At 31.8% G+C, this 5,109-nt stretch carries 5 protein-coding genes and 1 pseudogene; 1 reads left to right on the top strand and 5 read right to left on the bottom strand.

Translation table 11 applies throughout. The features are described from left to right. Positions 1 to 123: 123 nt before the first annotated feature. From ACVFVN_RS14370 to ACVFVN_RS14350, 5 genes are all read right to left on the bottom strand, one after another. On the bottom strand, positions 124 to 441 hold the full coding sequence (locus tag ACVFVN_RS14370; protein WP_456235811.1) for a hypothetical protein: 318 nt from the start codon (positions 439 to 441) through the stop codon (positions 124 to 126). Between the two features lies 1 nt (position 442). Next, on the bottom strand, positions 443 to 667 hold the full coding sequence (locus tag ACVFVN_RS14365; RefSeq protein WP_456235810.1) for a hypothetical protein: 225 nt from the start codon (positions 665 to 667) through the stop codon (positions 443 to 445). Positions 668 to 882: 215 nt separating this feature from the next. Further along, positions 883 to 1,731 carry a hypothetical protein gene (locus ACVFVN_RS14360; protein ID WP_456235809.1) on the bottom strand — a complete coding sequence of 283 codons (849 nt, stop codon included), beginning with the start codon at positions 1,729 to 1,731 and terminating at the stop codon, positions 883 to 885. A 226-nt stretch (positions 1,732 to 1,957) separates the two neighbouring features. Then, a complete protein-coding gene (locus tag ACVFVN_RS14355) occupies positions 1,958 to 3,202 on the bottom strand; it encodes a metallophosphoesterase (protein WP_456235808.1) in 1,245 nt (414 codons plus the stop codon). Between the two features lie 211 nt (positions 3,203 to 3,413). Continuing rightward, positions 3,414 to 4,097, bottom strand: coding sequence for a hypothetical protein (locus tag ACVFVN_RS14350; RefSeq protein WP_456235807.1), 684 nt, complete (start codon positions 4,095 to 4,097; stop codon positions 3,414 to 3,416). Positions 4,098 to 4,576: 479 nt separating this feature from the next. Between ACVFVN_RS14350 and ACVFVN_RS14345 the strand changes: the two are divergent. Next, positions 4,577 to 5,109: pseudogene (locus ACVFVN_RS14345) on the top strand (IS1595-like element ISBbi1 family transposase); the annotation flags it as partial.

Genomic DNA, 5,109 nt, shown 5'->3' with positions numbered 1-5,109 from the left:
ATCTCTAAAAATCTTTTGTCGATAAACCCATAGTGTGGGAAAATACCCAACCAAAAGCTGCCGAAGGTTCCGTTCAACAGGGTTTTCATTGTTCGTGCTGCGCACGCAACGAAAACTTAGCTATTAGCCGTAGTTTTTTATTTTTTCAAGGTTATTTCCTGCTGTTTCAACTAAAATTTCATCGATAAATTCTTGTGAATGAATTACTCCAATTCCTCCTTCAGGATTTAATTCGCATCCATTTTCTAAAATTATTTTATATTTAAAATCGTTGATATTTGAAATTCCTTTTTCATCAAAATGATTCATAATTGTTTGCTTGAATTCATCATAATTTTTATTTGGATTTAGTTTGCCAGATAAAACTCCCATAAATTCATCAATAATTTCAAGTTCAATATTACCAATTTCAGTCTTGTCAATATATAAGTTTGCTTTCATTTCAATATTTGTAATTTACGAATTCAGAAATAAGATTTATGTTTTCCCAATCTTCAACACTATCAATTGCAATTCTGTTTATTAAGTCTTTGTATTTATTGAGCTCTTTGGGAGTTTTAATTTCTTCTAAAATTTCAACAATTCTTTTCAAAGCATTATCATTTTTATAAGTTGTTGAAGTTTTCAACTTTTCAATAATTTTGTCTTTATTTTCTGAGAAGTTCATTTTGGTAAAATTACGGCTAACGAAAAAGTATTGGCGAAGTGCGGGCTGGATTTAACTGAAGGTTCAATTCAAACTGAGCGAAGCCGATGCTTTTTCAGATTGTCTAAATTAAGAAAAAAAACAATATGAAAAGCAGCGGCGGCTAAAAAAGTAGAGTAGTTCAATTTACCCTTAAACCCCGCATTTTGCCAATACACTGTTAGCTGAAGCCATATTTATTCAGTTTTCTTGACTTTTTCCTCATTTCGTTTTTTATGATCTTCATAAATTCTTTTAACAGCGTCCATAGTCATAACAAATAAGTTATCTGTATTAATATTCCAAATGTTAAGATAATTTTTTGAAACTACATTATGTTGTTTCCAGCCTGTTGCTTTTCCGTATAACATCAGAGTGCAAATGTCGGTTGCTGTAATGAAATCACCAGTTTCAGGTAAATGAGAATGCATTGTTGTTTCAATATCATCTCCTTTTTTGAATTCAATTGGAATAATGTTTTTATGAAGTGCTTTAGCTGATTTAAGATTATTTTTTTTATCGAATGTTAGTAGATAATCATTTCCAAAGATTACAACTCCATTAACTGAAGGGGCAGTCAATACATAAACTTTATTTTCTTTTTTATCCAATAGTGGAATTAAATTTAAGTTTGTGTTTTGATAACGTTTAAATATAGTGTCATTATCTATGATATTTAAAGCTTTTTTTCTCAAACTATAGATTTCATTTTCTTCATCTTTGAAGTCTCTTTCTGTCAAATCTACAGTAGCTTTGTTTAAATCAAATGTCTCATCAAATTTTATTGTTCCAATAATTTTTGGATTTTCAGATTTTGAAAAGAAAACGTTAATATTTTCATTATTTTCTGAGTAAGAAAAATAACCGCCAATATTTTCTCTGTCTTTATATTTAGTCAGAAATAAATCAGTTCCGTGCCAAGATGACATTTCTGATTTATAAAGTCTTTTTCCTTCTTCAATTATTGGTTTAGTCAACTTTTCTGTATTTTGACCAAATAATTTTAAGGTAAAGAAAAGTAACAAAATTGGAAAAATCTGTTTCATAAATGCGGTTGTTATATGGTTTCAGCTAACGTTTTGGGGCTTGGCGTCAGTGGCGGAAATTGAAGCGAAAAGTTTCAATTTAGCGTCACGGTAAGCAAAAGCCAATTAATTGAATAAATTTAAGAAAAAAGTCAATATAATTGGCTTTTTGCGGAATAGAAAGCCGAAACTTTAATTTTAGCCTTAACCCGCCATTGCGCCAAACCCTTGTTAGCTGACGTATTTTTTAGAGTTTTGTTTTCGTTCCTTTTCCGTCAAGTTTATATTCAATTCCATTTTCGATTAGTAATCCTTTGGTCTTTTCAGAATTTTTTTCTTGTCCGTGTTTTACATCTGTGTTTATCGTTTTGCCGTTAAATTCTTTTGCTATGTCTTCCACAACTGAATGTCCGAAAACAATTTTGTCAGCTTGGTAAAATTTCAATACTTCGTTGAGTTCATTTTCCTTTATTTTGTCGTAATATTTATAGTCTTGTGAAAGACCACGATACCAATAAACTCCTTTTTTACCTGTTAGAAAATTTTCTACTTTATTATTTTCTTCTTCATCATAAAGATTTTTATCCCAATTCTTTCTTACTATTTGGTTGATGTCAGAAATTGAAATTTTGTATTTTAAAATCTCTGGACTTAAACCTGCGTGAACGAAAATATAGTTTCCAATTTTCTCAATTACATTTTTAGAACGCAACCATTTTCCTAATTCTGTTTTGTCTGAATATAAATATTGAGTAGCAATTTTCAGACTGTCATTTTTGCTAATAAGCTGTGCAACACGTTTGTATTTTTTATTGGCATAGCGGGGATTTCCTTGAAAATTCATTATTTCGTGGTTTCCTAAAATGTAATGCACTTTTCCGTTGTACTTTATTGCTTCTTGTTCAAGTTTATAGATGAGCCACAAAACCTGGGTTACATTTTCTCCTCTGTCCACAAAATCCCCGTTTAAGAGTAAATGTCCGTTGCCAAAAGTCCAATTAAAGTTTTTATCAATTACTCCATTGTTGATAAGGAAACTTGAAAGGCCGTCAAAATTTCCTTCAATGTCAGAAATAACAACCAGTTTTTCAGGTAATTCGTAAAATTCAGGTTCGGAAATTATACTATCTTTGAGTTGAAATTCAAATTGGTAATTATCTGAATTACCTACATTTACAATTAGTTTTTCTTTTCTGTCGATATTTTTGTTTAGTAATTTATTTTCTTTTGTTACTTCGTAAAGTTGATTGTTAATTATATAAGGTCCATCAACTCCATTAAGATTATATTTTTCCTGATAATTTATAAAAATTCCAAAATCTCTATCTTTTTCAAATAACGCTCTTAGTCCAGACCATTTATCACGAGTTCCATCTTTGTGTTCTAAATTGAACCCCACAATTAAAAGAAAGAGAAAGATAAATCCAATTAAGGATAAAATTCCGTATGTTATAATTTTAAAAATCTTCTTGATTGGTGGACGTTGTTTCATAATATGTCAGCTAACGGAAAAAGTATTGGCGAAGTGCGGGCTTTCGAAGAACTGAAAGTTCAAGAAAGACGAAACGTAGCCGATATTTTTTCCATGAAACTAAACTACAAAAAAAATGTGGAATGGAAAAATAGCGGCGACAAAAAAGTAGTGGATTTTCAATTCAGACTTTCTCCCGCATTTTGCCAATACAATGTTATCGGCAGTTTCTTTATTTATATTTTCCAATTATTAATCTTTTTACTTTTTGGCTGTCCTTTTCAAAATTTTCTGATCCACAATTTGAACAACAATAAGTATGGTATTTATGAGGTTTTTTAAGTTGATATTTAGTTTTTAGTTTAGCTTGATCTAAAGAATTACAATTTTTGCAATACCATAAATTTCGTTTATCAAGAGGAATGTTAAGTCTTTCCATTTCATAGAAAATTTTGAATTCTTCTCTGATGAACTCGGTTTTATTTTCCTTTGTTAAACCTGAATTAAACAAAATGGAATTGTCATAAAATAAATAATCTAAATCTTCGTCTATTTCATAAAATGGGATATATCTTTGTTCATATCCAGTTGTTGAACATATTCGCAGCATAATTCTAAATGCATCATCAATATCAATTTCATTATCAATAACTTTTTGTGCAATAAATTTTGCATAGTTCTGAATTAATTCAACATCAGTTTTGTTGACACTTATATTTAAATCCTTAATTGTTTTCCAAAAATATTCCTCTCTTATTTGAGTTAATTCATTGTCTAAACCTGCTAATATAAATAGATTTTCAGTTTCATATCCTAATTCCATCACGTTAATAGCCCAATCTATATATTTTTTTGAATCAAACTGAGTTAAAATTTTCTCTGCAAAAATATTTGTAGTTAATTCTTCTAAATCCACTATTTAACACGATTTTTTATGAAATTGCCGATAACGGAAAAAGTATTGGCGAAGTGCGGGAATTCGAAGGGCTGAAAGTTCAAGAATTCAGAAACGTAGCCGATGCTTTTTCACTTCTGCTAACTTACAAAAAATCGCAGAATTGAAAAGCATTCGGCGGAATATTTTTACAAAATTTCAACGTTCCCAAAATCCCGCATTTTGCCAATACAATGTTATGCGACGTTTTTTACTATTTTCTTTTTAAAAATTATCAAGAAAATTATTATAACTAAATCAATTCCAATGTATATTTTCATATTATTTATTGATTTGCATAGATCAATTCCCGTAATTATAGAAGTACAATCATTTGGATTATTTGTTTCATAAGTCTTACTTACCATTGTATTGGATATTCCAAAACATAATATTGGAAACTGATTCTCCGCAAACACACCTAATATTTTTAGTATATTAGCGCTCAAAAAGCAGGGATTATGAACATATTCAGTTTTACGGCTCATTTCGGTTCGGAGGAAGATTGTCGTTTGCATTTCAAGGAGCAGCGTGATAAGGAAGGGGTTGTCTGCAAGCGATGCGGGGGCACTTCCCATTATTGGTTACAGGGTAAATGGAGTTATGAATGCAAAGGTTGCCGTTTCCGCACCTCGTTGCGCAGCGGTACGAACATGGAGAGCTCCAAGCTGCCGTTTCTGGTGTGGTACAAAACGATGTTCCTGATGAGTTGCACAAAAAAGGGATTCTCCACCAACGAACTCCAGAAGCAATTAGGATTGAAGCGTTACGAACCGGTATGGGCGATGGTACACAAACTCCGCAGGGCGATGGGCAACCGGGATGCAAGGTATACACTGGAAGGGATGATAGAACTGGATGAGGGTTACTTTTCGGTGGCCAGTAAGGAAATCGAGCGAGGCAAGGGTACACGTGGCCGGGGAGCCGAGGGAAAGCAGAACGTTGCGGTGATGGCCGAAAGCACCCCGTTGGAAGATATCGAAACGGGCAAAAA

Source organism: Soonwooa purpurea (assembly GCF_053891095.1).
Note: the sequence above shows the minus strand (reverse complement) of the source record. Positions and strands in the feature narration are given on the sequence as shown.

Coding starts and splice junctions, on each gene's coding strand:
- ACVFVN_RS14370 (WP_456235811.1), bottom strand. CDS start 441: ATGAAAGCAAACTTATATATTGACAAGACTGAAATTGGTAATATTGAA.
- ACVFVN_RS14360 (WP_456235809.1), bottom strand. CDS start 1,731: ATGAAACAGATTTTTCCAATTTTGTTACTTTTCTTTACCTTAAAATTA.
- ACVFVN_RS14365 (WP_456235810.1), bottom strand. CDS start 667: ATGAACTTCTCAGAAAATAAAGACAAAATTATTGAAAAGTTGAAAACT.
- ACVFVN_RS14355 (WP_456235808.1), bottom strand. CDS start 3,202: ATGAAACAACGTCCACCAATCAAGAAGATTTTTAAAATTATAACATAC.